This is a genomic window from Streptomyces sp. NPDC110618 (genome assembly GCF_055657065.1).
Genome location: NZ_JBVKBN010000002.1, coordinates 375,514 through 398,226 on the forward strand (window position 1 = coordinate 375,514; position 22,713 = coordinate 398,226).

The 22,713-nt window shown below is 72.6% G+C and carries 19 protein-coding genes; 10 read left to right on the top strand and 9 right to left on the bottom strand.

All coding sequences use genetic code 11. From position 1 onward, the window contains the following. Positions 1–14 precede the first annotated feature (14 nt). Both recD2 and ACZ7L7_RS04750 read right to left on the bottom strand, forming a co-directional pair. Positions 15–2,246, bottom strand: coding sequence for an SF1B family DNA helicase RecD2 (gene recD2 / locus ACZ7L7_RS04745; RefSeq protein ID WP_285510959.1), 2,232 nt, complete (start codon positions 2,244–2,246; stop codon positions 15–17). A 42-nt stretch (positions 2,247–2,288) separates the two neighbouring features. Then, positions 2,289–2,654: a cupin domain-containing protein gene (locus ACZ7L7_RS04750; protein WP_285510958.1), complete on the bottom strand. Its 366-nt coding sequence runs from the start codon at positions 2,652–2,654 to the stop codon at positions 2,289–2,291. Between the two features lie 160 nt (positions 2,655–2,814). Between ACZ7L7_RS04750 and ACZ7L7_RS04755 the strand changes: the two genes are divergently transcribed. Next, entirely contained in the window at positions 2,815–3,717 is a 903-nt protein-coding gene (locus ACZ7L7_RS04755) for a ribokinase (protein WP_285510957.1), read from the top strand. 273 nt (positions 3,718–3,990) lie between these two features. After that, complete coding sequence (locus tag ACZ7L7_RS04760; protein WP_285511294.1) at positions 3,991–5,034, top strand: ArsR/SmtB family transcription factor; 1,044 nt, start codon at positions 3,991–3,993, stop codon at positions 5,032–5,034. 207 nt (positions 5,035–5,241) lie between these two features. On the opposite strand, the gene ACZ7L7_RS04765 is transcribed toward ACZ7L7_RS04760, so the two are convergent. From ACZ7L7_RS04765 to ACZ7L7_RS04775, 3 genes are read right to left on the bottom strand one after another with little or no spacing between them, the layout of a single operon-like run. After that, complete coding sequence (locus ACZ7L7_RS04765) at positions 5,242–6,039, bottom strand: sugar phosphate isomerase/epimerase family protein (protein WP_285511293.1); 798 nt, start codon at positions 6,037–6,039, stop codon at positions 5,242–5,244. Between the two features lie 32 nt (positions 6,040–6,071). Continuing rightward, on the bottom strand, positions 6,072–7,223 hold the full coding sequence (locus ACZ7L7_RS04770) for a dihydrodipicolinate synthase family protein (protein ID WP_472074768.1): 1,152 nt from the start codon (positions 7,221–7,223) through the stop codon (positions 6,072–6,074). After that, on the bottom strand, positions 7,220–8,371 hold the full coding sequence (locus ACZ7L7_RS04775; protein ID WP_472074770.1) for a Gfo/Idh/MocA family protein: 1,152 nt from the start codon (positions 8,369–8,371) through the stop codon (positions 7,220–7,222). The genes ACZ7L7_RS04770 and ACZ7L7_RS04775 overlap by 4 nt, the downstream gene beginning before the upstream one ends. A 253-nt stretch (positions 8,372–8,624) precedes the next feature. On the opposite strand from ACZ7L7_RS04775, the gene ACZ7L7_RS04780 reads away from it, so the two are divergent. The 5 genes from ACZ7L7_RS04780 (at position 8,625) to ACZ7L7_RS04800 (ending at position 13,759) form a co-directional block, all read left to right on the top strand. Further along, a complete protein-coding gene (locus tag ACZ7L7_RS04780) occupies positions 8,625–9,671 on the top strand; it encodes a LacI family DNA-binding transcriptional regulator (protein ID WP_285510954.1) in 1,047 nt (348 codons plus the stop codon). Between the two features lie 108 nt (positions 9,672–9,779). Next, positions 9,780–10,388, top strand: coding sequence for a dihydrofolate reductase family protein (locus ACZ7L7_RS04785; protein ID WP_471429106.1), 609 nt, complete (start codon positions 9,780–9,782; stop codon positions 10,386–10,388). Positions 10,389–10,670: 282 nt separating this feature from the next. Then, complete coding sequence (locus tag ACZ7L7_RS04790; protein ID WP_471591474.1) at positions 10,671–11,603, top strand: bifunctional helix-turn-helix transcriptional regulator/GNAT family N-acetyltransferase; 933 nt, start codon at positions 10,671–10,673, stop codon at positions 11,601–11,603. A gap of 30 nt (positions 11,604–11,633) precedes the next feature. Beyond that, on the top strand, positions 11,634–12,434 hold the full coding sequence (locus ACZ7L7_RS04795; protein WP_285510951.1) for a sugar phosphate isomerase/epimerase family protein: 801 nt from the start codon (positions 11,634–11,636) through the stop codon (positions 12,432–12,434). A gap of 92 nt (positions 12,435–12,526) precedes the next feature. Then, on the top strand, positions 12,527–13,759 hold the full coding sequence (locus tag ACZ7L7_RS04800) for an MFS transporter (RefSeq protein WP_285510950.1): 1,233 nt from the start codon (positions 12,527–12,529) through the stop codon (positions 13,757–13,759). Positions 13,760–13,766: 7 nt separating this feature from the next. Here the strand turns inward: ACZ7L7_RS04800 and aroA are convergent, their stop codons facing one another. Next, positions 13,767–14,999: a 3-phosphoshikimate 1-carboxyvinyltransferase gene (aroA, locus tag ACZ7L7_RS04805; protein ID WP_472074773.1), complete on the bottom strand. Its 1,233-nt coding sequence runs from the start codon at positions 14,997–14,999 to the stop codon at positions 13,767–13,769. A 644-nt stretch (positions 15,000–15,643) separates the two neighbouring features. Then, positions 15,644–16,981 carry an aminotransferase-like domain-containing protein gene (locus tag ACZ7L7_RS04810; RefSeq protein ID WP_453606756.1) on the bottom strand — a complete coding sequence of 446 codons (1,338 nt, stop codon included), beginning with the start codon at positions 16,979–16,981 and terminating at the stop codon, positions 15,644–15,646. A gap of 192 nt (positions 16,982–17,173) precedes the next feature. Between ACZ7L7_RS04810 and ACZ7L7_RS04815 the strand changes: the two genes are divergently transcribed. The 3 genes from ACZ7L7_RS04815 to ACZ7L7_RS04825 all read left to right on the top strand — a co-directional run bounded on the left by ACZ7L7_RS04815 (position 17,174) and on the right by ACZ7L7_RS04825 (position 20,719). Continuing rightward, positions 17,174–17,821 carry a LysE family translocator gene (locus ACZ7L7_RS04815; protein ID WP_453606753.1) on the top strand — a complete coding sequence of 216 codons (648 nt, stop codon included), beginning with the start codon at positions 17,174–17,176 and terminating at the stop codon, positions 17,819–17,821. Positions 17,822–18,202: 381 nt separating this feature from the next. Then, positions 18,203–19,993, top strand: coding sequence for a glycoside hydrolase family 3 protein (locus ACZ7L7_RS04820; RefSeq protein ID WP_471429098.1), 1,791 nt, complete (start codon positions 18,203–18,205; stop codon positions 19,991–19,993). Between the two features lie 117 nt (positions 19,994–20,110). Then, positions 20,111–20,719, top strand: coding sequence for a hypothetical protein (locus tag ACZ7L7_RS04825; RefSeq protein ID WP_471429096.1), 609 nt, complete (start codon positions 20,111–20,113; stop codon positions 20,717–20,719). A 30-nt stretch (positions 20,720–20,749) separates the two neighbouring features. On the opposite strand, the gene ACZ7L7_RS04830 is transcribed toward ACZ7L7_RS04825, so the two are convergent. After that, entirely contained in the window at positions 20,750–22,171 is a 1,422-nt protein-coding gene (locus ACZ7L7_RS04830; RefSeq protein WP_285510944.1) for a S28 family serine protease, read from the bottom strand. A 152-nt stretch (positions 22,172–22,323) separates the two neighbouring features. Then, positions 22,324–22,698 carry a hypothetical protein gene (locus ACZ7L7_RS04835; RefSeq protein WP_472074776.1) on the bottom strand — a complete coding sequence of 125 codons (375 nt, stop codon included), beginning with the start codon at positions 22,696–22,698 and terminating at the stop codon, positions 22,324–22,326. Positions 22,699–22,713: the final 15 nt, after the last annotated feature.

A 22,713-nucleotide genomic window follows, 5' to 3' on the forward strand; every position in this document is an offset into this window, starting at 1 on the left:
TGAGAGCCTGCCACTCAGCCCTCCAGCGCGCGTGGTGCGAGCCTGAAGTCCAGCGCCGTGCAACGCCGCCCGGCGGAGACCGTGCGCACCGCCTGGCCGATCGCCTTGCGTGAGCCGACCAGCACGACCAGCCGTTTCGCCCGGGTGACCGCCGTGTAGAGGAGATTGCGCTGGAGCATCATCCACGCGCCCGTGGTGACCGGGATCACCACCGCCGGGTACTCGCTGCCCTGTGAGCGGTGGATGGTCACCGCGTAGGCGTGCGCCAGCTCGTCCAGTTCGTCGAACTCGTACGGCACCTCCTCGTCCTCGTCCGTCAGCACCGTCAGGCGCTGCTCGACCGGGTCGAGCGAGGTGACCACACCGACGGTGCCGTTGAAGACGCCGTTTGCCCCTTTTTCGTAATTGTTGCGAATCTGGGTGACCTTGTCCCCTACGCGGAAGACCCGGCCGCCGAACCGCTTCTCGGGCAGGTCGGGGCGGCCCGGGGTGATGGCCTGCTGGAGCAGGCCGTTGAGGGTTCCGGCGCCGGCCGGTCCGCGGTGCATGGGTGCGAGCACCTGGACGTCCCGGCGCGGGTCGAGGCCGAACTTCGCCGGGATGCGGCGGGCGGCGACGTCCACGGTGAGCCGGCCGGCCTCCTCGGTGTCGTCCTCGACGAAGAGGAAGAAGTCCTTCATGCCGTCGGTGACGGGGTGCTGACCGGCGTTGATCCGGTGCGCGTTGGTGACCACGCCGGACTGCTGGGCCTGGCGGAAGACCCGGGTGAGGCGGACCGCCGGGACCGGGCTGTTGTCGGCGAGCAGGTCGCGCAGGACCTCGCCCGCGCCGACGCTGGGCAGCTGGTCGACGTCCCCGACGAACAGCAGGTGGGCGCCCGGCGGGACCGCCTTGACCAGCTTGTTCGCCAGCAGCAGGTCCAGCATGGAGGCCTCGTCGACCACCACCAGGTCGGCGTCGAGCGGGCGGTCCCGGTCGTAGGCGGCGTCCCCGCCGGGCTTCAGCTCCAGCAGGCGGTGCACGGTGGACGCCTCGGCGCCGGTCAGCTCGGCCAGGCGTTTGGCGGCGCGGCCGGTGGGTGCGGCCAGCAGCACCTTGGCCTTCTTGGCGCGGGCCAGCTCCACCACGGAGCGGACCGTGAAGGACTTGCCGCAGCCCGGCCCGCCGGTCAGCACGGCGACCTTCTCGGTCAGCGCCAGCTTGACCGCCGCCTCCTGCTCGGGCGCGAGGTCGGCGCCGGTACGGTCCTTCAGCCAGGCCAGCGCCTTGTCCCAGGCCACGTCCTGGAAGCCGGGCATGCGGTCCTCGTCGGTGCGCAGTAGGCGCAGGAGCTGGCCGGAGAGGGAGAGTTCGGCGCGGTGGAAGGGGACCAGGTAGACGGCGGTGACCGGCTCGCCGTGCTCCCCGGGGACCTTCTCCCGTACGACGCCGGGGTCGCCGCTCTCCTCGTCCGGTTCGGACAGCTCGGCGAGGCACTCGATGACCAGGCCGGTGTCGACCTGGAGCAGCTTCACCGCGTCGGCGATCAGACGCTCCTCGGGGAGGTAGCAGTGGCCCTGGTCGCTCGCCTGGGAGAGCGCGTACTGCAGGCCCGCCTTGACCCTTTCCGGGCTGTCGTGCGGGATGCCGACGGACTGGGCGATGCGGTCGGCGGTGAGGAAGCCGATGCCCCAGACGTCGGCGGCGAGCCGGTAGGGCTGGTTCTTCACCACGGAGATGGAGGCGTCGCCGTACTTCTTGTAGATGCGCACCGCGATGGAGGTGGAGACCTCGACGCTCTGCAGGAAGAGCATCACCTCCTTGATCGCCTTCTGTTCCTCCCACGCGTCGGCGATCTTCTTGGTCCGCTTGGGGCCGAGCCCCGGGACCTCGATGAGCCGCTTGGGCTCCTCCTCGATGATCCTGAGGGTGTCCAGGCCGAAGTGCTGCGTGATGCGGTCGGCGAAGACCGGCCCGATGCCCTTGACCAGCCCGGAGCCGAGATAGCGGCGGATGCCCTGCACGGTGGCCGGGAGGACGGTGGTGTAGTTCTCGACGGTGAACTGCCGCCCGTACTGCGGATGCGAGCCCCACCGCCCCTCCATCCGCAGCGACTCCCCCACCTGGGCGCCGAGCAGCGCGCCGACGACCGTGAGGAGGTCGCCGCCACCGCGTCCGGTGTCGACACGGGCGACCGTGTAGCCGTTCTCCTCATTGGCGTACGTGATGCGTTCCAGCACGCCTTCGATCACCGCCGGATTGGACATGATCCGACGGTACCGCCCGGGTACGACAGCGGGCCCCGGCCCTCAACCGGCCTGCGCCCTCACATGGTCGATGACCTTCGCGAACTCCTCGGTCGGGGAGAACTCCACGAACTCGCAGTCCTCCAGGGCGACCGGGACGTGCCCGGGGCCCCAGTAATAGGCCTCGCCCTCCTCGTAGACCCGCTCGCCGTCCGCGAAGACCATGCGCAGCCGGCCCTTCTGCAGATAGCCCCAGTGCGGGCACTGGCAGGCGTCGCCGGGCAGGCCCTTGAGCGCGGGGCCGAGGTCGGTGCCCTGGGGCAGGCGGACGAAGCCGACGGACATGCCGCCGCCGATCGGTTCGATACGCAGTTCCACTCCGTCGCCCTCCATGGCGACCGGTGCGCCGTCCCTGGTCACTGCGGTCATGGCTCTCACTTCCCGGAGCGTCCCCGAGCCGTCTGTACTTCCAGCCTGGTCCCCTCCGGCGCGGAGCGCGACCACGGGAGGGGGTCGGATGCGGCAGGCTGTACGCGGGTGGGACGCCGTGGACAGGGATCTCGAATCGACGCGAGCGGGGAGTGAACTCATGGACGACTACGACCTTCTGGTCGTGGGATCCGCCAATGCCGACCTGGTGATCGGTGTGGAGCGGCGGCCCGGTGCCGGGGAGACGGTGCTGGGCTCCGATCTCGCCGTGCACCCGGGCGGCAAGGGCGCGAACCAGGCGGTCGCGGCGGCCCGGCTGGGTGCCCGTACCGCGCTGCTGGCCCGGGTCGGCGACGACGCCTACGGGCGGCTGCTGCTGGACTCGCAGCGGCGGGCCGGGGTGGACACGGTGGGCGTGCTGGTGGGCGGGGCGCCGACCGGGGTCGCACTGATCACCGTGGACCCGTCCGGGGACAACAGCATCGTGGTCTCGCCGGGCGCCAACGCCCGGCTCGCTCCGCGGGACGTACGGGCCGCCGCGAGCCTGTTCCAGGCGTCCCGGGTGGTCTCCGCGCAGTTGGAGATCCCGTTGGAGACGGTCGTGGAGGTGGTGCGGAACCTGGCGGACGGCAGCCGGTTCGTGCTGAACCCGTCGCCGCCGCGCCCGCTGCCCTCGGAGGTGCTGGCCGCCTGCGATCCGCTGATCGTCAACGAGCACGAGGCGAAGGTCGTCCTCGGCGACGCGGCGGTCGGGGGCCGGCCCGAGGACTGGGCGGGAATCCTGCTGGCGAAGGGGCCGCGCTCGGTGGTCGTGACGCTCGGCGCGGAGGGCGCGCTGGTGGCGTCCGCCGAGGGCGTGACCCGTGTCCCGCCGGTGAAGGTGTCGGCCGTGGACACCACGGGCGCCGGCGACGCCTTCACCGCGGCCCTGGCCTACCGGCTCGGCTCGGGTGACTCTCTGACCGAGGCGGCCGGATACGCGGCGCGGGTGGGCGCGGCGGCGGTCACGAAGGAGGGGGCGCAGGGGTCGTTCCCGACGGCGGCGGAGGTCGAGGCGCTGTAGGGGCCCGGACATGCTTCGAGGGGCCCGGTCCGTCGACCGGGCCCCTCGACTTCTCCCCCTCCGTGTCAGAACCCCCCGCGATCCCCCCAGATCCCCCTCCAAGAAGTTCTGACGCCAAGTACGACCCGCGACCCCCGTGGAGGGTTGCACGGTTCCGGGGAGATTTTTTTCGCAGGCATACCTCCTGGACAGCCGTGCCGAAACCGGGGTTCCGGCGCTAAGCTCACCGCCAATATTTGGGCCGTGGCCAGAATCCAGTGGGGGGTAGTGGTCATGGAGGCGGAACTGGTGTGGCCGGGTGGGGACCCGGCCGGACTTCGGTTCGCGGTGTCTCCGTTGTGGGAGGTGGCGACGAGCTTTCGGCTGCTCTCGGCCGGGCTCGCGCACGCGGTGCACCGTCCCTGGATGGAGCAGGTGCGTCCACGGGTGACGGCGGCTGGGCTGGACCGCGACCGGCTCGCGGAGCTGGTGCCCTGCGACGGGTACGTGCCCGACTTCCTCAATCCGGCGCCGGCCGGGCCGGCGCCGACGCTCACCGAGGAGCTGGCCGTGCTCCGGGCGGTACCGGCCGAGCGGGTGCGGCGGGACCTGGTGCGGCTGGAGCGGGAGCAGGGGCTCTCGCTGGGGCCCCGGCTGCGGGCCCTGTACGACGATCCCGAGGCGCAGTTGCCGAAGCTGGCCGAGGAGATCGAGACGTACTGGCAGCTCGCGCTCGCCCCGTACTGGGCGCGCATCCGGGCCGTGCTCGACGCCGATGTGATGCACCGGGCCCGGCAGCTCGCCGAGCACGGCACCGCGTATCTGCTGAACGACCTGCACTCCCTGGAGCGCTGGGAGGCCCCCACGCTGCGGCTGCGGCAGCGCGGCCGGGGGCCCCGGCCGGGGGCCGAACTGGTGCTGGTGCCGTCCGTGTTCGCCGGGCCCGGTCTGTTCACCCGGGTGTCGCCGCCGGACCCGCCGCAGCTCGCCTACCCGGCGCGCGGCACCGCCGGGCTGTGGCGGCCCCGGCCGGTGCCCGCCGCCGACGCCCTGGCGGTCGTCCTCGGGCGTTCGCGGACCCGGCTGCTGACCGAGCTGGACATCCCCGCCGCCACCACCGACCTGGCCCGGCGGACGGGGCTGTCCCCGGCCACCGTGTCCCAGTCACTGACCGCGCTGCGCGACGCCGGCCTGGTCAGCGCGCACCGCACCGGCCGCTGGGTGCTCTACGCCCGCACGGCGGCGTGCGAGGCCCTGCTCACGTCCCGTGTCTCGGAGGGCACCGGGACCTCCCCCGAGGCCCGCCCGGGCCGCCCCGAACCCACGGCGCCGGTGTAGCGCGCGGCCGAAGGGGGCGTACCCGCGCCACGGCCGCCGACGCACAGCTCACGTCACGTGGTGCCAGAAGGCACCCGGGCCTCCCCCGGAGCACGCCCCGGCCACCCCGAACCCACGGCGCCCGTGCAGCACGCGGCCGAAGCGGGCGTATCCGCGCGCCGGGGCCGAGAGGTGCGTACCCGCACCGCGCGGCGGCCGGCGCGCTGCTCACATCGCGTGGGTCAGGAAGCGGCGGGCCGTCTCCTGGAGCACCTCCCGGCCGTCGCGGGCCCACAGGCCGTCGTTGAAGAGCTCCACCTCGATGGCGCCGGTGTAGCCGGCGGCCTCGACGTAGCCGCGCCACTCGCGCATGTCGATGGCGCCGTCGCCGATCTGGCCGCGGCCGTTGAGCACGCCCTCGGGCAGCGGGGTGGTCCAGTCGGCGAGCTGGAAGGTGTGGACGCGGCCGCCCTCGCCCGCGCGGGCGATCTGCGCGGGCGCGGTGTCGTCCCACCAGATGTGGTAGGTGTCCACGGTGACGCCGACCTGCTGGGCAGGGAAGCGTTCGGCGAGGTCCAGGGCCTGGGCGAGGGTGGAGACCACGCAGCGGTCCGAGGCGAACATGGGGTGCAGCGGCTCGATGGCCAGGCGCACCCCGTGGGACTCGGCGAACGGGCCGAGTTCACCGAGCGCGTCGGCGATCCGCTCCCGCGCGCCGTGCAGGTCCCGGGAGCCGGCCGGGAGGCCGCCGCAGACCAGGACCAGGGTGTCGGTGCCGAGCGTGGCCGCCTCTTCCACCGCCCGGCGGTTGTCGGCGAGGGCCGCTTCTCGCTCCTTCGGCCCGAGCGCGGTCAGGAAGCCGCCGCGGCACAGGGTGGTGACGGTCAGGCCCGCGTCCCGGACCAGTTTCGCCGTCGCCTCCAGTCCGTACTCCTGGACTGGCTCGCGCCACAGGCCGACGTTGCGGATGCCGAACTCGCCGCAGGCGTCGACCAGTTCGGGGAGTGACAGCTGCTTGACCGTCATCTGGTTGATGGAGAAGCGGGCGAGGTCGTCGGTCACTGGTCCACTCCGTACAGGGCGAGCAGGGTCTTCATCCGTTCCTCGGCGAGCTTGGGGTCCGGGAACAGGCCGAGGGCGTCGGCGAGTTCGTAGGCGCGGGCGAAGTGGGGCAGGGAGCGGGCCGACTGCAGGCCGCCGACCATCGTGAAGTGGGACTGGTGGCCCGCGAGCCAGGCCAGGAAGACCACTCCGGTCTTGTAGAAGCGGGTCGGGGTCTGGAAGAGGTGCCGGGACAGCTCGACCGTGGGGTCGAGCAGGGCGCGGAAGCCCTGGGTGTCGCCGGTGTCCAGGACCCGGACCGCCTCGGCGGCCAGCGGGCCGAGGGGGTCGAAGATGCCGAGCAGGGCGTGGCTGAAGCCCTGGTCGTCGCCCGCGATCAGCTCGGGGTAGTTGAAGTCGTCGCCCGTGTAGCAGCGCACCCCGTCGGGGAGCCTGCGGCGCAGGTCGATCTCGCGCTGGGCGTCCAGCAGGGAGACCTTGATGCCGTCGACCTTGTCGGGGTGGGCCGCGATGACCTCCAGGAAGGTCTCCGTGGCCGCGTCCAGGTCGGCGGAGCCCCAGTAGCCGTCGAGCGCCGGGTCGAACATGGGGCCGAGCCAGTGCAGGATGACCGGTTCGGCGGCCTGGCGCAGCAGGTGGCCGTAGACCTCCAGGTAGTCCTCGGGGCCGGTGGCGGCGGCGCACAGGGCGCGGGAGGCCATGAGGATGGCCTGTGCGCCGGACTCCTCGACCACGGCGAGCTGTTCCTCGTAGGCGGCGCGGACCTCGGCGAGGGTTCCGGCGGCGATCTGGTCGGTGCCGACGCCGCAGGCGATCCTGCCGCCGACCGCGCGCGCCTCGGCGGCGGAGCGGCGGATCAGTTCGGCGGCGCCCGCCCAGTCCAGGCCCATCCCGCGCTGCGCGGTGTCCATCGCCTCGGCGACGCCGAGCCCGTGGGACCACAGATGGCGCCGGAAGGCGAGGGTGGCGTCCCAGTCGACGGCGGCGGGCGAGTCGGGGCTGACGTCGGCGAACGGGTCGGCGACGACATGCGCGGCGGAGAAGACCGTACGGGAGGTGAAGGGGGAACCGGGGTGCAGGCCGAGGGGTTCGGGGCGGGGTTCGTACGTCCTGAACCCGCCCTCGGCGTCGGGGAGTCGGATCGTCACAGCGTGATCTCCGGTACGTCGATACGGCGGCCCTCGGCCGAGGACTTCAGGCCCAGTTCGGCGAGCTGGACGCCGCGGGCGCCGGCCAGCAGGTCCCAGTGGTAGGGGGCGTCGGCGTAGACGTGCCTGAGGAACAGCTCCCACTGGGCCTTGAAGCCGTTGTCGAACTCGGCGTTGTCGGGGACCTCCTGCCACTGGTCGCGAAAGACCTCGGTGGCCGGGATGTCGGGGTTCCAGACCGGCTTGGGGGTGGCCGAGCGGTGCTGGACTCGGCAGTTGCGCAGTCCGGCGACGGCGGAGCCCTCGGTGCCGTCGACCTGGAACTCGACCAGCTCGTCGCGGTTGACGCGCACCGCCCAGGAGGAGTTGATCTGGGCGATGGCCCCGCCCTCCAGCTCGAAGATGCCGTAGGCGGCGTCGTCGGCGGTGGCGTCGTAGGGCTTGCCGTTCTCGTCCCAGCGCTGCGGGATGTGGGTGGCGGCGAGCGCCTGGACCGACTTCACGCGGCCGAACAGCTCGTGGAGCACGTACTCCCAGTGCGGGAACATGTCGACGACGATGCCGCCGCCGTCCTCGGCGCGGTAGTTCCAGGAGGGGCGCTGGGCGCTCTGCCAGTCGCCCTCGAAGACCCAGTAGCCGAACTCGCCGCGCACCGACAGGATCCGGCCGAAGAAGCCGCCGTCGATCAGGCGCTTGAGCTTGAGCAGGCCCGGCAGAAAGAGCTTGTCCTGGACGACGCCGTGCTTGATGCCCTTCTCGGCGGCGAGGCGGGCCAGTTCCAGGGCGCCGTCGAGGCCGGTGGCGGTGGGCTTCTCGGTGTAGATGTGCTTGCCGGCGGCGATCACCTTCCTGATCGCCTCCTCGCGGGCGGAGGTGACCTGGGCGTCGAAGTAGATGTCGACGGCCGGGTCGGCGAGGACCGCGTCGAGGTCGGTGGAGACGTGCTCCAGGCCGTGCTGGTCGGCGAGCGCCCGGAGCGCGTGCTCGCGGCGGCCGACCAGGACCGGCTCCGGCCACAGCACGGTGCCGTCGCCGAGATCGAGTCCGCCCTGCTCGCGCAGGGCCAGGATGGAGCGCACCAGGTGCTGGCGGTAGCCCATGCGCCCGGTGACGCCGTTCATGGCGATACGCACCGTCTTGCGTGTCACGTCGGTCCCTTCGCAGAAGTCGTACGCGGTTGTGCGCGCCGCGTACGCCCCTATGGATAGGCGTGACAGCAAGCGCTTTCTATCTAGCAAGAAGCTAGCCTCTGAGCAGGGCCTGGGACAAGACCGTGATGAGGACGAGTTGTTCGAGGGGGCGAACAACCGGGGGGCCTGGCCGTAAAGTCACGGAACCGGGCCATGGGCGCCCGCGTGTACGACGACGTACGACTGACATGCTCGACCGGAGGACGACGAGATGACGGTGACCCTGGCGGACGTGGCGGCCCGCGCGCAGGTCTCGCCCGCGACGGTGTCGCGCGTACTGAACGGGAACTATCCCGTGGCCGCGTCCACCCGTGAGCGGGTGCTGCGCGCCGTGGACGAGCTGGACTACGTACTGAACGGACCGGCCAGCGCGCTGGCCGCGGCCACGTCCGATCTGGTCGGCATCCTCGTCAACGACATCGCCGACCCCTTCTTCGGGATCATGGCCAGCGCCATCCAGACCGAGATCGGCGGGCCCGGCGGACGGGCCGGGGGCGAGCGGCTGGCGGTCGTCTGCAACACCGGGGGCTCCCCGGAGCGGGAGCTGACCTATCTGACCCTCCTCCAGCGGCAGCGCGCGGCGGCCGTGGTGCTGACCGGCGGGGCCGTGGAGGACGAGCCGCACGCGGCGGCCGTGGCGGCGAAGCTGCGCAAGCTCAGCGAGGCGGGGACCCGGGTCGTACTGTGCGGGCGGCCGCCGGCGCCGGACACCGGGGCCATAGCGCTGACCTTCGAGAACCGCGGCGGCGGCAAGGAGCTCACCGAGCACCTGATCGGCCTCGGCCACCGCCGCCTCGGCTACATCGCCGGCCCCGAGGAGCGGACCACCACCCGGCACCGGCTCGAAGGACACCGGGCGGCGCTGGCGGCGCACGGCATCGAGGAGGACCCGCGCTGGACGGTCCACGGCCGCTACGACCGGCGCTCCGGTTACGAGGCCACGCTGGAACTCCTGCGCCGGGACCCGACGTTGACCGCGGTCGTCGCCGCGAACGACTCCGTCGCGCTCGGCGCGTGCGCGGCGCTGCGGGAGTCGGGGCTGCGCATCCCGGAGGACGTGTCGGTCGCCGGGTTCGACGACCTGCCGTTCAGCATCGACGCGGTGCCTGCCCTGACGACGGTACGGCTGCCGCTCGCGGAGGCGGGGGCGCGGGCCGGACGCATCGCGATGGGCCGCGAGGAGGCGCCGCCCGGGGGGATCGCGACGATCCGGGGGGAGCTGATGGTGCGGGGGTCGACGGGGGCGCCTCGGGGGTGACGCGTGCCGTCGGGAACGGCTTCCCGGCGCGCCGATGAGTTTTCGGGCCCGCCCCGGTCTTCACTACCGACACCACAACATCGGTAACCGGAGCGGGAGATCACCCCCATGCGCATTGTTGTCACCGAGTTCATCAGCCTCGACGGGGTCGTGCAGGCACCGGGCGGTCCGGAGGAGGACACCGACGGCGGCTTCGCGCACGGGGGTTGGTCGCACCCGTACTTCGACCCGGAGGTGCTCGGCGGGGCCTTCGACGCGGGGCTGCGGAACGCGCACGCGCTGCTCTTCGGCCGCCGTACGTTCCTGACCATGGCGGCGGCCTGGCCGGGGCGGGCCGGGGATCCCTTCGCCGACCGGATGAACTCGCTGAAGAAGTACGTCGTTTCCGGCACGCTGTCCGAGGCCGACCTGACCTGGAACAACTCCGAGTTGATCCCGGCGGAGGGCGCCCTGGACCGGATCCGCGAGCTGCGGGACACCGAGGGCGGCGACCTCGCCATGATGGGCAGCCCGACGCTCGTACGGGCCCTCATCGCGGCGGGCCTGGTCGACGAGTTGCAGCTCGTCGTGATGCCGGTGCTGCTGGGCGGGGGCAAGTCGATCTTCCCGGCCGACGGCGGCAAGCGCCCGCTGGAACTGGTCTCCACGACCACGGCCAAGACCGGGGCGCAGGTGTGCGTGTTCCGGCCGGCGGGCGGGGACGGGGCCGAGGGGTAGCCGGGCGGGCACGGCGGGCCGGATTCGGCGGTCGCGGTGGGCCGAGGGCGGTGCGGGCCGCACCCGCGGGTGCGGCCGCCCGCTGTGGCGAGGCCGCCTCCGCCTCACGGGTGCCGCTCGGCGGGGGCATGCGCCCGCCGGAGCCGGTCTGCGCCGTCCGGCGGCCCACGGCCGGGAACCGCACCGAGGGGTAGCCGGGTCCGCCCCGGGATGCCTAGGCTCGATCCACGGATATCTCTGACTGAGTCAGCAATCGGCGCATCGGGGAGTGGGGCGAGCGGCATGAGCGTGCAGGACGTCCGGGCCTTCAACCGGTTCTATACGAACGTCATCGGCGCCCTCGACTACAGCCGTCACCTCTACGCCCCGTACACCCTCACCGAGGCGCGGGTGCTGTACGAACTGGCGCACTCGGCGCGTACCGATGCCGCCGATCTGCGGACCGGGTTGTCGTTGGACTCGGGGTATCTGAGCCGGATCCTGGCGAGGTTCGAGCGGGACGGGCTGGTCGAGCGGGCGCCGTCCGCGGAGGATCCCCGGCGGCGGCGGATCACGCTCACCGCGCGTGGACGGGAGACCGCCGCGCTGCTCGGTGAGCGGTCGGACCAGGCCGTCGCCGGCCTGTTGGCGGGCGTTCCGGCCGACGAGCGGGAACGGCTCGGCGAGGCGATGCGGACCGTTCGCGAGGTCCTCTCCGACGGGCGGACCCCGCGCCGCGAGGACGTGCTGCTGCGCGAGCCGGAGGCCGGGGACCTGGGGTGGATCGTGCAGCGCAACGCCGCGCTGTACGCCGCCGAGTTCGGCTGGAACACCGACTACGAGGGCCTGGTCGCACGGATCGTCGCCGACTTCGCCGAGGACCACGACCCGCATCTGGAGCGGGTGTGGATCGCCGAGCTGGACGGCCGTCCGGTGGGGTGCGTGATGTGCGTACGGGACGAGGCCCCGGCCACCGCCCGGCTGCGGCTGCTGCTGGTGGAGCCGGACGCGCGCGGGCTCGGCATCGGCGACCGGCTGGTGACCGCCGTGATCGACTTCGCGCGCGGCGTCGGCTACCGCGACCTGGTGCTGTGGACCAACGACGTCCTCACCTCCGCCCGCCGCCTCTACCGGCGCCACGGCTTCGTCCTCGTCGCCGAGAAGCCGCACCGCTCCTTCGGCAAGGACCTCGTGGGCCAGGACTGGCGCCTGGACCTGACCGGCGCTCCCGGGTGAACTGCCGGGACAGCGCGTAGAGTCGCGGGCATGAAGCTGGCGTTCTCCACCCTCGGTGTCCCCGGCCTTCCCCTCGACGACGTGGTGCGGCTCGCGTCCGCGCACGGCTATCACGGGGTGGAGCTGCGCGCGCACCCCGAGGAGCCGGTGCATCCCGGGCTGGGCCCCGCCGAGCGGGCCGAGGCCGCCGCCCGGTTCCAGGACACCGGCGTCGAGGTGCTCGCCGTCGCCGGGTACGCGAAGGTCGCCGCGCCCGGCTCCGACGCGCCCGTCGTCGAGGAGGTCCGCAGGCTGATCGACCTGGCCCACGATCTGGGCGCCGGGTACGTGCGGGTCTTCCCCGGCGCCGGGGACTCCCAGAAGCCGGAGGACGCCGACGCCGTCGCCGCCCGCAGGCTCGGCACCGCCGCCGAGCACGCCGCCGACCGGGGCGTACGGATCCTGCTGGAGACGCACGACTCGCACCGCACCGGGGCCGACGCGATCCGGGTGCTGGGGCTGGTCGGGCACCGGCAGGTCGGCTCGCTGTGGGACGTGATGCACACCTGGCTGGGCGGCGAGCAGCCCAACGAGTCGTACGCCGCCCTCGCCCCCTACCTCGGCTATGTCCAGGTCAAGGACATCGCCTCGGCCGCCGACACCACCCCGCTCCCGCTCGGCGCCGGGGTGCTGCCGCTCGCCGAGTGCGTGGAGGTGCTTTCCCGGCACGGCTGGGACGGCTGGCTGTGCTGGGAGTACGAGAAGCGCTGGTACGAGACGGCGGCGCCGCTGCCGGACCTGCTGGGCGCGGGGCACGACCATCTGGCGCGGCTGCTGAACGAGTCGGCGTAGGGCGGGCATTAATTCGTTGGTCCGGGGTGGTGCGCGGGGGCTAGCGTCCCCGGCATGACCCCGTTCGCCGTGCCGCGTTCCGCCATGCCCTCATGAGCCTGGCCCGTACCTTCGTCGACGTACGGCCCCTGCGCACCTCCCCCGTCTTCCGGCGGCTGCTGATCGGCCGTACCGCCTCCGTGCTGGGCTCCTTCATGACCGTGGTGACGGTCATGTACCAGGTCTGGGACCTGACCCACAGCGCGGTGTGGAGCGGTGCGGTGGGGCTCGCGCAGGCGGTGCCGCTGGTGGTGGTCGGGCTGTTCGCCGGGGCCTGGGTGGACCGGGGCGACCGGCGGCGGATCTTCCTGGTCGCGACGGTCGGGCAGGCGGGGTGCTCGCTGTTGCTGGCGGTGCAGGGGTTCACCGGGGGCGTGCCGGTGCCGGTGATCCTCGCGCTGGTGGCCGCGGCGTCCTGCTTCGGCGCGGTGGGCGGCCCGGCGGCCGGGGTGTTCGTACCGCGCCTGCTGCCGAAGGACCAGGTGGCGGCGGGCCTGGCCCTCAACCAGGTCACCGGGCAGTCGATGATGCTGCTCGGCCCGGCGCTGGGCGGACTGTTCCTGGGCTGGTTCGGGATCGGCGTCTGCTATCTGATCGACTTCCTCAGCTTCGGCCTGTCCTTCTACGGCGCCTTCGGCCTGCCCGCGCTGCCGCCGGAGGGCGAGCCGTCGCGGCCCGGACTGCACGGGGTGTGGGACGGGCTGCGGTTCCTGGGCGGGCACCGGGTGGTGCGCGGGGCGCTCGTGACCGACCTCGCGGCGACCTTGCTGGCGATGCCGATGAGTCTGTTCCCACTGGTCAACGAGGAGCGCTTCGGCGGCAGTCCGCGCACGCTGGGCCTGTTCATGTCCGCCGTCGCGGTCGGCGGGGTCACCGCGACCGCCTTCTCCGGACGGCTGACCCGGCTGGCCCGGCCCGGCGCGGTGATGCTGTGCGGGGCCGGGGTCTGGGGCGCGGCGCTCGCCCTGTTCGGGATGACCACCAGCGCCTGGGCGGGGCTCGGGCTGCTGGTGGTGGCCGGGGCGGCGGACTCGGTCTCGGTGCTGTCGCGTACGACGATCGTGCAGACCCGTACCCCGGACGCGCTGCTCGGCCGGGTGACCGCCGCCGAGCAGATCGTCGGCCAGGCCGGACCGCATCTGGGCAACCTGCGCGGCGGCCTGGTGGCGGGCTGGACGTCGGGGGCGACCGCCCTGGTCACCGGGGGGCTGCTGTGCGTACTGGCGGTGGCCTACGTCGCCACCAGTACGCCGGAGCTGCGGAACGGGGCCGCGCGGCCGGACTGATCCGGGGTCACAGGCGGGCGCGCAGGGCCGCGAACTCCTCGTGGAAGCCCGGGAAGGTCTTGCGGACGCAGCCGGGGTCGTCGAAGGAGATGCCGGGGACACGCAGGCCGGTGACGGCGAAGGACATGACGATGCGGTGGTCGCCGTAGGTCTTGATCTCCGTGCCCGTGGGGGCCGCGCCGGGGTGGATCTCGATCCAGTCCGGGCCGGTCTCCACGCGGACGCCCATCGCGCGCAGGTTCTCCGCGCAGGCCTCCAGGCGGTCGCACTCCTTCACCCGGGTGTTGGCGACGTCCTCGATGCGGACGGGGCCGTCGGCGAAGGGGGCGAGGGCGGCGAGGGTGGGCATGGTGTCGGAGATGTCCCGCATGTTGACGGTCAGGCCGCGCAGGGTGCCGGTGCCGCGGACCGTGGTGCGGTCGGCGCCGATCTCCACGTCGGCGCCCATCCGGCGCAGTACGTCCACGAAGCCCAGGTCGCCCTGGAGGGCGCCCTCGCCCAGACCCGGCACGGTGACCTCGCCGCCGGTCAGGGCCGCGGCGGCGAAGAAGTAGCTGGAGGTGGAGGCGTCGGGCTCGATGGGGTAGGTGGTGGCCCGGTAGCCGCCCGGCGGGACCACGAAGTCCTTGCCCTGGCGGACCACCTCCACCCCGAACGCCCGCATCATCGCGATCGTGATCTCCACGTACGGCACCGAGACCAGGTCGGTGACGTGGACGCGCAGGCCCTTCTCGGTGAGCGGGCCGAGCAGCAGCAGCGCGGTCAGGTACTGCGAGGACTGACCGGCGTCCAGCGTCACCTCGCCGCCCGCGACGCCGGAGGCGTGCACGGTCAGCGGGTGGTGGCCCTCGCGGTCCTCGTGCCGCAGGTCCACGCCCAGCTCGCGCAGGGCGCGGGTGAGCGGCAGCAGCGGGCGGCGGCGCATCTGCTCGGAGGCGTCGAAACGGTACGTGCCGTGGCCCGCGGCGGCCAGGGTGGGCAGGAAGCGGGCGGTCGTCGCGCCGTCCCTGCAGTACACGTCCGCCTCGGCGACGGCGGGGCCCTGCGGCCGCCCGTCCACCTGCCAGCTGTCCGGTGTCCGCCCGACCCGGTACCCGAGCCGGGTCAGCCCCTCCGCGAATCCCTCGGTGTCGTCCGACCGCAGCGGCCGCACCAGGGTGGTGACTCCGTCGGCCGCCGCCGCCAGGAAGAGGGCGCGCGCGGTGATGGACTTGGAACCGGGAATGTCGACGACTGGCATACCCCCATGATCGCCCGCCCCACGCCGCCTCCGCCCGGAAGTCCACGAGATGGACGCGAATTGGACAGCCGGGTGTTACTGGGCGGGGGTGGAGTGTTCGGCCGGGGCCCGGGGGCGCTGTCTCGGCCTGGCGCCCGGGGCCTGTGCCGGCGGGCTGGCGTTCGGCGCCGGTGCCGGTGGGCTGAGTTCGGGGCTGGGGGCCTTCGGCCCTGGCGCCCGGGGCCTGTGCCGGTGGTCTGGCGTTCGGCGCCGGTGCCGGTGAGCTGAGTTCGGGGCTGGGGGCCTTCGGCCCTGGCGCCCGGGGCCTGTGCCGGTGGTCTGGCGTTCGGCGCCGGTCTCTTCGGCCCTGGCGTTCGGGGCTGGTGTGAGATCGGTCGATGGCGGTGCGGGATCAGGCCGTCGCCCTGTCGTCCGGGGTCGAGCGGGCCAGGGCCGCCAGGGTCCTCACGGTGGTCGACAGCGTCTCCGGTGGCTTGGCCGCCACGCCCGGACGGAGAGCGTTCGGGGCCGGCATGGGATCAGGCCGTCCCACGTCCTCCGGGGGAGAGCGGGCCAAAGCCGCCAGGGTCCTCACGGTGGTCGACAGCGTCTGCGGTGGCTTGGCCGCCAGGCCCGGACGGAGGGCGCCCCGAGCCAGCGGCGGATCAGTCCGTCGCCATGTCGTCCGGGGTCGAGCGGGCCAGGGCCGCCAGGGTTCTCAGGGCGGTCGACAGCGTCTCCGGGGTCGGGGTGGCCAGGCCCAGGCGGATGGCGTTCGGGGCGTGGGCGGGGTCCACGGTGAAGGCCGCGGCCGGGGGGACGCCGATGCCGTAGCGGGAGGCCGCCGCCACGAACGTGTCGGCCCGCCAGGGGCGGGGGAGCTGCCACCAGCACTGGTAGGAGCGGGGGTCCGTGCGCAGCTCGAAGCCCGACAGGCGGCGGGCCGCGATGTCCTGGCGGGCCGCCGCGTCCCGTTGCTTGGCGCGCACCAGGCGGCGTACCACGCCCTCGTCCTGCCAGCGGGTCGCCGCCTCCAGGTTGAAGTGCTGGGCGGTCCAGCCGCCCGAGCGCAGGGCGGCGGCCACGTCGCCGAGCAGGGGGGACGGAGTCACCACGTAGCCGAGCGAGAGGCCCGGCGCCAGGCGCTTGGAGAGGCTGTCCACCAGGACCGTCCGCTCGGGCAGCAGCGCCGCCAGCGGGGGCAGTTCGTCGCGCAGGAAGGCCCAGATCGTGTCCTCGACCAGGCGCAGGTCCAGGCGGCGCAGCAGCTCGGCCAGCCGCGTCCTCCTGCCCTCCGGCATCGTCAGCGACAGGGGGTTTTGCAGCACCGGCTGTGCGTACACCGCGTGCAGCGGGGCCGCGCGGTGGGCCTCCGCCAGGGCCTCGGGGACGATGCCCTCCTCGTCCATCGCCAGCGGGACCGGCGTGATGCCCAGGCGGCCCGCGATCGCCTTGGCCACGGGATAGGTGAACTCCTCCACCCCGAGCCGCCCGCCCGGCGGCACCAGCGCCGCGAACACCGCCGACAGGGCCTGGCGGCCGTTCCCCGCGAACAGCACCCGCGCCGGGTCCGGGCGCCAGCCGCCCCGGGTGAGCAGGTCGGCCGCCGCCTCACGTGCCGCCGGACCGCCCGCCGGGCCCACCGGGCGCAGTGCCTGCCCGAAGGCGTCGGTGCGCAGCAGGCCCTCCAGGGCCCCGGCGAGCAGCGCCGACTGCTCGGGTACGGACGGGTAGTTCAGCTCCAGGTCGATCCTGCTGCTCGCGGGCTCGCCCAGCGCGGGCGGGTCGGTCGCGGCCGTCGCCCGTACGAAGGTGCCCCGGCCCACCTCGCCGACCGTCAGTCCGCGTCGGCCCAGCTCCTGGTAGACGCGGGTGGCCGTGGAGTTGGCGATGCCGTAGCGGCGGGCGAAGGCGCGCTGCGGGGGGAGGCGGTCGCCCGGCTTGAGGGCACCCGACCTGATCTCCGCCGCCACCTCGTCGGCCACGCTCCGGAAGTCCCGCACCGATCCGTCCCCATCACAGTCGAACAATGCCAATCGCCCAGCCAACCACACCATTGCACCGAGTGCAATGATTTCATTGCATCGAGGCAATTCGGCGATCTAAGCTCAATGCACTCAGGCACTCAGGCACTCAGGCACTCAGGCACTCAGGCACTCAGGCACTCAGGCACTCAGGGACTGGAGAGTTTTGTCGTGGTCGATCCCAGTGGAGTCCTCGGTGTCTTCGTCATCGCCCTCGGCATGGTGCTCACCCCCGGGCCGAACATGCTCTACCTCGTCTCGCGCAGCATCACCCAGGGCCGCCGCGCCGGAGTGATCTCCCTCGGCGGGGTCGCCGTCGGGTTCCTCGTCTACCTCACCGCCGCCAACCTCGGCCTCTCCGTCGTCTTCTACGCCGTCCCCGAGCTGTACGTCGCCGTCAAGCTGGCCGGTGCCGGCTACCTCGGCTGGCTGGCGTGGTGCGCCCTGCGGCCGGGCGGGGTCTCGGTGTTCGCGCCGAAGGACGTGCCGCACGACTCGCCGCGGCGGCTGTTCACGATGGGGCTGGTGACCAATCTGCTCAACCCGAAGATCGCCATCATGTACCTGTCCCTGATCCCGCAGTTCATCGACCCGCAGGCCGGTCATGTGCTGGTCCAGGGGCTGCTGCTGGGCTCGGTGCAGATCGCGGTCGCCGTGACCGTCAACCTCTCCATCGTGCTGGCCGCCGGGACCATCGCGGTCTTCCTCGCCCGCCGCCCCGGCTGGCTGCGGGTCCAGCGCTATGTCATGGGCACCGTGCTCGGCGGGCTCGCCGTCTCCCTGGCCGTCGACACCTCGGGCCCGGCGAAGGCGAGCTGACAGCGCCTCACCCGTCCCGTGCGGCACGGGCGTACCAACTTGCGGAAAACCGGGCGCGGGCGGGAACCCTGCCCCGCGCCCACTCGTCCAATCCGCGAGCTGTCGGAGAGTCACCACGGCGCGGTGTCGGCCTCGCTGCTGGCTGCGAACGCTGACCCACCCTCTCCGCCGCGCCGCGGCCGACAGCCTCTCCGCCATCGGCGCGCCCCCCTCCAAAGCGCCGATGGCGGACCCTCACCTGCGGGCCGCACCCGGCCCTCATTCCCGGGTTCACCGCCGCGCTCGCGTTACTGTGCACTCTCTTGACTGGCAGAAACTTCCCGGTTATTGGTGACTCCTCGGAAGTTTCTTTCACCGGACCACCTCCGGAAGGAGTGCACGTTGCCCTCCAGACGCACCGTCCTCGCCGCCACGGCGGGAGTCGCCGCCACCCTCGCGGTGGGCGGCACCGCCCACGCGGACGACAGGAAGCTCCGGTCCCTCATCTCCCGTATGACGCTTCAGGAGAAGGTCGGCCAGCTCTTCGTGATGCGGGTCTACGGCCACTCCGCCACCGCTCCCGACCAGGCCGACATCGACGCCAACCTCAAGGAGATCGGCGTCCGTACGGCGGCCGAACTGCTCGCCAAGTACCGCGTTGGCGGCATCATCTACTTCGCCTGGGCCCACAACACCCGTGACCCGCACCAGATCGCCGACCTCTCCAACGGCATCCAGAAGGCGTCCCTGGACCTGCCGCGCGGCCTGCCCGTGCTGATCTCCACCGACCAGGAGCACGGCATAGTCGCGCGCGTGGGCGAGCCCGCCACCCTGTTCCCCGGCGCGATGGCCATCGGCGCCGGCGGTTCGGCCGACGACGCCCGCACCCTCGGCCGGATCGCCGGCAAGGAGCTGCGCGCGCTGGGCATCCGGCAGAACTACTCCCCCGTCGCCGACGTGAACGTCAACCCGGCCAACCCGGTCATCGGCGTGCGTTCCTTCGGCTCGGAACCGGCCGCGGTGTCCCGTTTGGTCGCCGCCGAGGTCAAGGGCTACGAGCACGCCTCGGTCGCGGCGACCGCCAAGCACTTCCCCGGGCACGGCGACACCGAGGTGGACAGCCACTACGGCTTCCCGGTCATCAACCACACCCGCGCCCAGTGGGAGGAGCTGGACGCGCCCCCGTTCCGGGCGGCGGTCAAGGCGGGCATCGACTCGATCATGACCGCGCACATCATGGTCCCGGCGCTCGACGACTCCGGCGACCCGGCCACCCTCTCCCACCCGATCCTCACCGGCATCCTGCGCGAGGAACTGGGCTACGACGGGGTCGTGGTCACCGACTCGCTCGGCATGGAGGGCGTGCGCACCAAGTACGGCGACGACCGGGTGCCGGTGCTGGCCCTGAAGGCGGGCGTGGACCAGCTCCTCAACCCGCCGAACCTGGACGTCGCCTGGAACGCCGTACTGAAGGCGGTGCGCGACGGCGAGCTGACCGAGGCGCGCCTGGACCGGTCGATCCTGCGGATCCTGCGGCTGAAGGCGCGGCTCGGCCTGTTCACCAGCCCGTACGTCACCCACCGGGGTGTGGACCGCACGGTCGGCATCGGCGCCCACCTCAGGGCCGCCGACCGGATCGCCGAGCGCACCACGACCCTGCTGGTGAACGAGGGCGGCCTGCTGCCGCTCTCCCCCGCCGGGACGCGGAAGCTCCTGGTGGTCGGCGCCGATCCGGCCTCCCCGTCGGGCACCACCGGCCCGCCGACCTCGGTCCTCGCGGGCGCTCTCACCGAACTCGGCTTCACCGCCACCGCGCTGTCCACCGGCACGGCACCCTCCGCCGCGGTCATCGCCCGCGCGGTGGCCGCCGCGCAGGAGGCGGACGCGGTGGTGGTGGGGACGTACAACGTGACGGCGACCAGCAGCCAGAAGACCCTGGTCAGCGAACTCCTCGCGACCGGGAGGCCGGTGGTGGCGGTGGCGGTCCGCAACCCGTACGACGTCGCCCATCTGCCCGCGGTGAAGGGGTACCTGGCCGCGTACTCGTGGACGGATGTCGAACTGCGGGCGGCGGCCCGGGTGATCGCCGGTGCGGTGCGGCCGCGCGGGAAGCTGCCGGTGCCGGTGCAGCGGGCCGACGATCCGGGCCGGGTGCTCTATCCGGTAGGGCACGGGCTGTCGTATCCGGCGTAGTCCCGGTACGCCACCGCATGGGCGCACCACCCCTGTTCGTCGCATTGCGCCCCGTATGTCTGGCGTGTGCCCGCCCGCGCGGGCCACGCTGGACGCGGGGGAAGTGGGGGGAATGCGATGCGTGGGAGACATGCCGTGGGGGCGGCCCTGCTGGCGGCGGTGCTGCTGGCGGGCTGCCAGTCGGAGGAACCGGTGGCCCAGAACACCTCGTCGGCGCCCGTCGAGCGCCGGCCCCAGGGGTACGGCTCGGTGTTCCTGGCCGTGGACGAGTGCAGTTCCTTCGGGACCACCAGCTTCACCGAGGTGCCCTGCGACGGGGAGCGTGCGGCGGCCCGGGTGGTCGCCCGGCACGACGGCACCGTGGAGGACGGCCCGCCCTGTCCCGGCACCACCGACTTCGTGCTGCACATCTCCGAGCAGAGCCCGTCCGACGAGGACGGCGACGGGGCGGTGCCCCAGGGCTACGCCTGCATGCGCAATCTGGAGCCACCGCATCCCGGCGACCCGGGCGAGGGCGGCGGGCCCCGCACGATCGTCGGGGACTGCGTGTACTCCACCGGCGGCGGGCGGCAGGTGAGGGAGACGTCCTGCGACGGCAAGTCGGAGAAGAAGCCTCAGTACAAGGTGGTCAAGGCGGTCGGCAAGCGGTCCCAGTGCCCGGCCTCGACGGCCCTGTACGTCCAGCTCGGCGGGGAGCGTCCGGTGGGCTGTGCCCGGCCGGTGTGACCGGCCGGGCACAGACCTACCGGGGTCGTACTACGGACGCAGCGTCCGCTCCACGCCCCGCTTGTCGAGCTTCGCGTCGAACTTCGCCAGCGGCTTCGCCTTGGCCGGGTTCGACTGGACCGAGGAGGGTGCGACGCCGGCCCACTGGAGGATCTTCGCCGTGGCGAGGGCCTTCTCGGACTCCACCAGACCGTCCACGCGCGCGCCGTGGTTGGCGCCGGGCGCGGTGAAGACGTACGAGTCGCGCGCGCCCTTGCCGAGGCGGAACGGCTCCGCGCCCCACGGGTCGTTCTCGCCGTACACGAAGAGCATGTGGCGGGCGTTGTGGCGGACCCAGGAGTCGACGTCACGCATGGCGTGCGGGTCGAAGCGCATCGGGATCGAGCGCGGCACGAAGTTGCGCGGCGGCAGGTAGCCGTAGCGGATGTAGCGCTTCTCGATGTGCGGGAAGACGATCGTCGGCGCGCCGAGCTGGGTGCCCGCCTGGTAGTAGTACGGCGTGTACGGCTCCAGGCCCTGGTCGGTGTAGAAGCTGAAGCCCGCGATGGTGTCGATGGAGTTCCAGATCTCCTCGTCCGTCGCGTTCTTCGCGTCCGCCGGGATGGTGGCGCAGTCGGAGAGCAGGCTGTACTGCCAGAAGCCCCAGACGTAGTCGAGGACGGTCGCCTCGTACGCCTTGTCCAGGCTGCCGATGGTGTCGAAGGTGTAGCCGTTCTCGGCGGCGAAGGCGGCGTAGCGCTGCTCCAGCGGCTCACGGCGGACCAGCGCCTCGCGCTGCACGCCGTTCAGCCGGTCGCGGCACTCCTTGGTGCCGACCTTCGCGAAGAACTTGTCGTAGGCGGAGTCCTCCTTGTTCACCACGTCGTTGGGGGCGACGTAGGCGACGACGCCGTCCATGTCGCGCGGGTAGAAGCGCTCGTAGTAGGTGGCGGTCATGCCGCCCTTGGAACCGCCGGTGGAGATCCACTTCTTGGCGTAGATCGGCTTCAGCGCCTTGAAGATGCGGTGCTGGTCGCTGGCCGCCTGCCAGATGTCCAGCTTCGACCAGTCGGCCGGGGCCGGGCGCGACGGGGTGAAGAAGCGGTACTCCATGGAGATCTGGTTGCCGTCCACGATCTGCGTCGGCTCGCGCCGGCTCGGGCTCGTGGAGACGTTGTAGCCGCCGGTGTAGAACACCGTCGGCCGGCTGACGTCCTTGTGCAGCACGGTGATCCGCTGCTGGAACGTGCCCTTGGACGGGTGGCGGTGGTCGACCGGCTGGGTGTAGTTCAGGACGAAGAAGCGGTAGCCGGGGTACGGCTTCTCCTCGACCAGGCTCATACCGCGAATCGCGAGCAGCCGGTCCTTGATGTCGGTGGTGGCCTCCGGCTGGGCGGCGGTGGCCGTCCCCGCCGTGCTCAATGTGCCTATGAGCACCGTGAGCGCCAGCAGCCATCTGAGCGCCTTGCGCATGCACCCTCCCCTGTGAGTCAGATGTGCGCCCGGAAGCTATCGGAGCAACTGACGACCACACCAGAGGAGTTACCGACAAAACCTTCTGTGACAGGGGCTCAGAAGTGTGGTCGGGTAAAGGGTTTGGGAGGCGTGGACGTGTGGTGGCGGGCTCAGCACAGGATCCAGCCCGACGCTCCCTTGCCGCCGCCGACCCGGCCGGTCACCTTCACACAGCGCTGACCGGCGTACACCGACACCGTGCGGGTCTTGCGCCGGTGCTTGCCGGAGTACGGCACCGGACGGTGGCCGCGCGCCTGCACGCTGACCGACATCGTGCGCTTGGGGCCGGGGTTCCTGGCGAGGGTGAAGGCGCACACCGTGCCGCCGCTGCGGTACACCTGCACGGACCCGGTGGAGAACGGCACCGTGCGGACCTTGCGGCCGGGACACGACGTACCGGCGGCGTGCGCGTCGGCCGGCGCCGCGAGTGCCAGCAGTCCGGACGCGGTCAGCAGGGCGAGCCCCATCCCCAGCCGTCGGCGCATCGCACCACTGTCCAC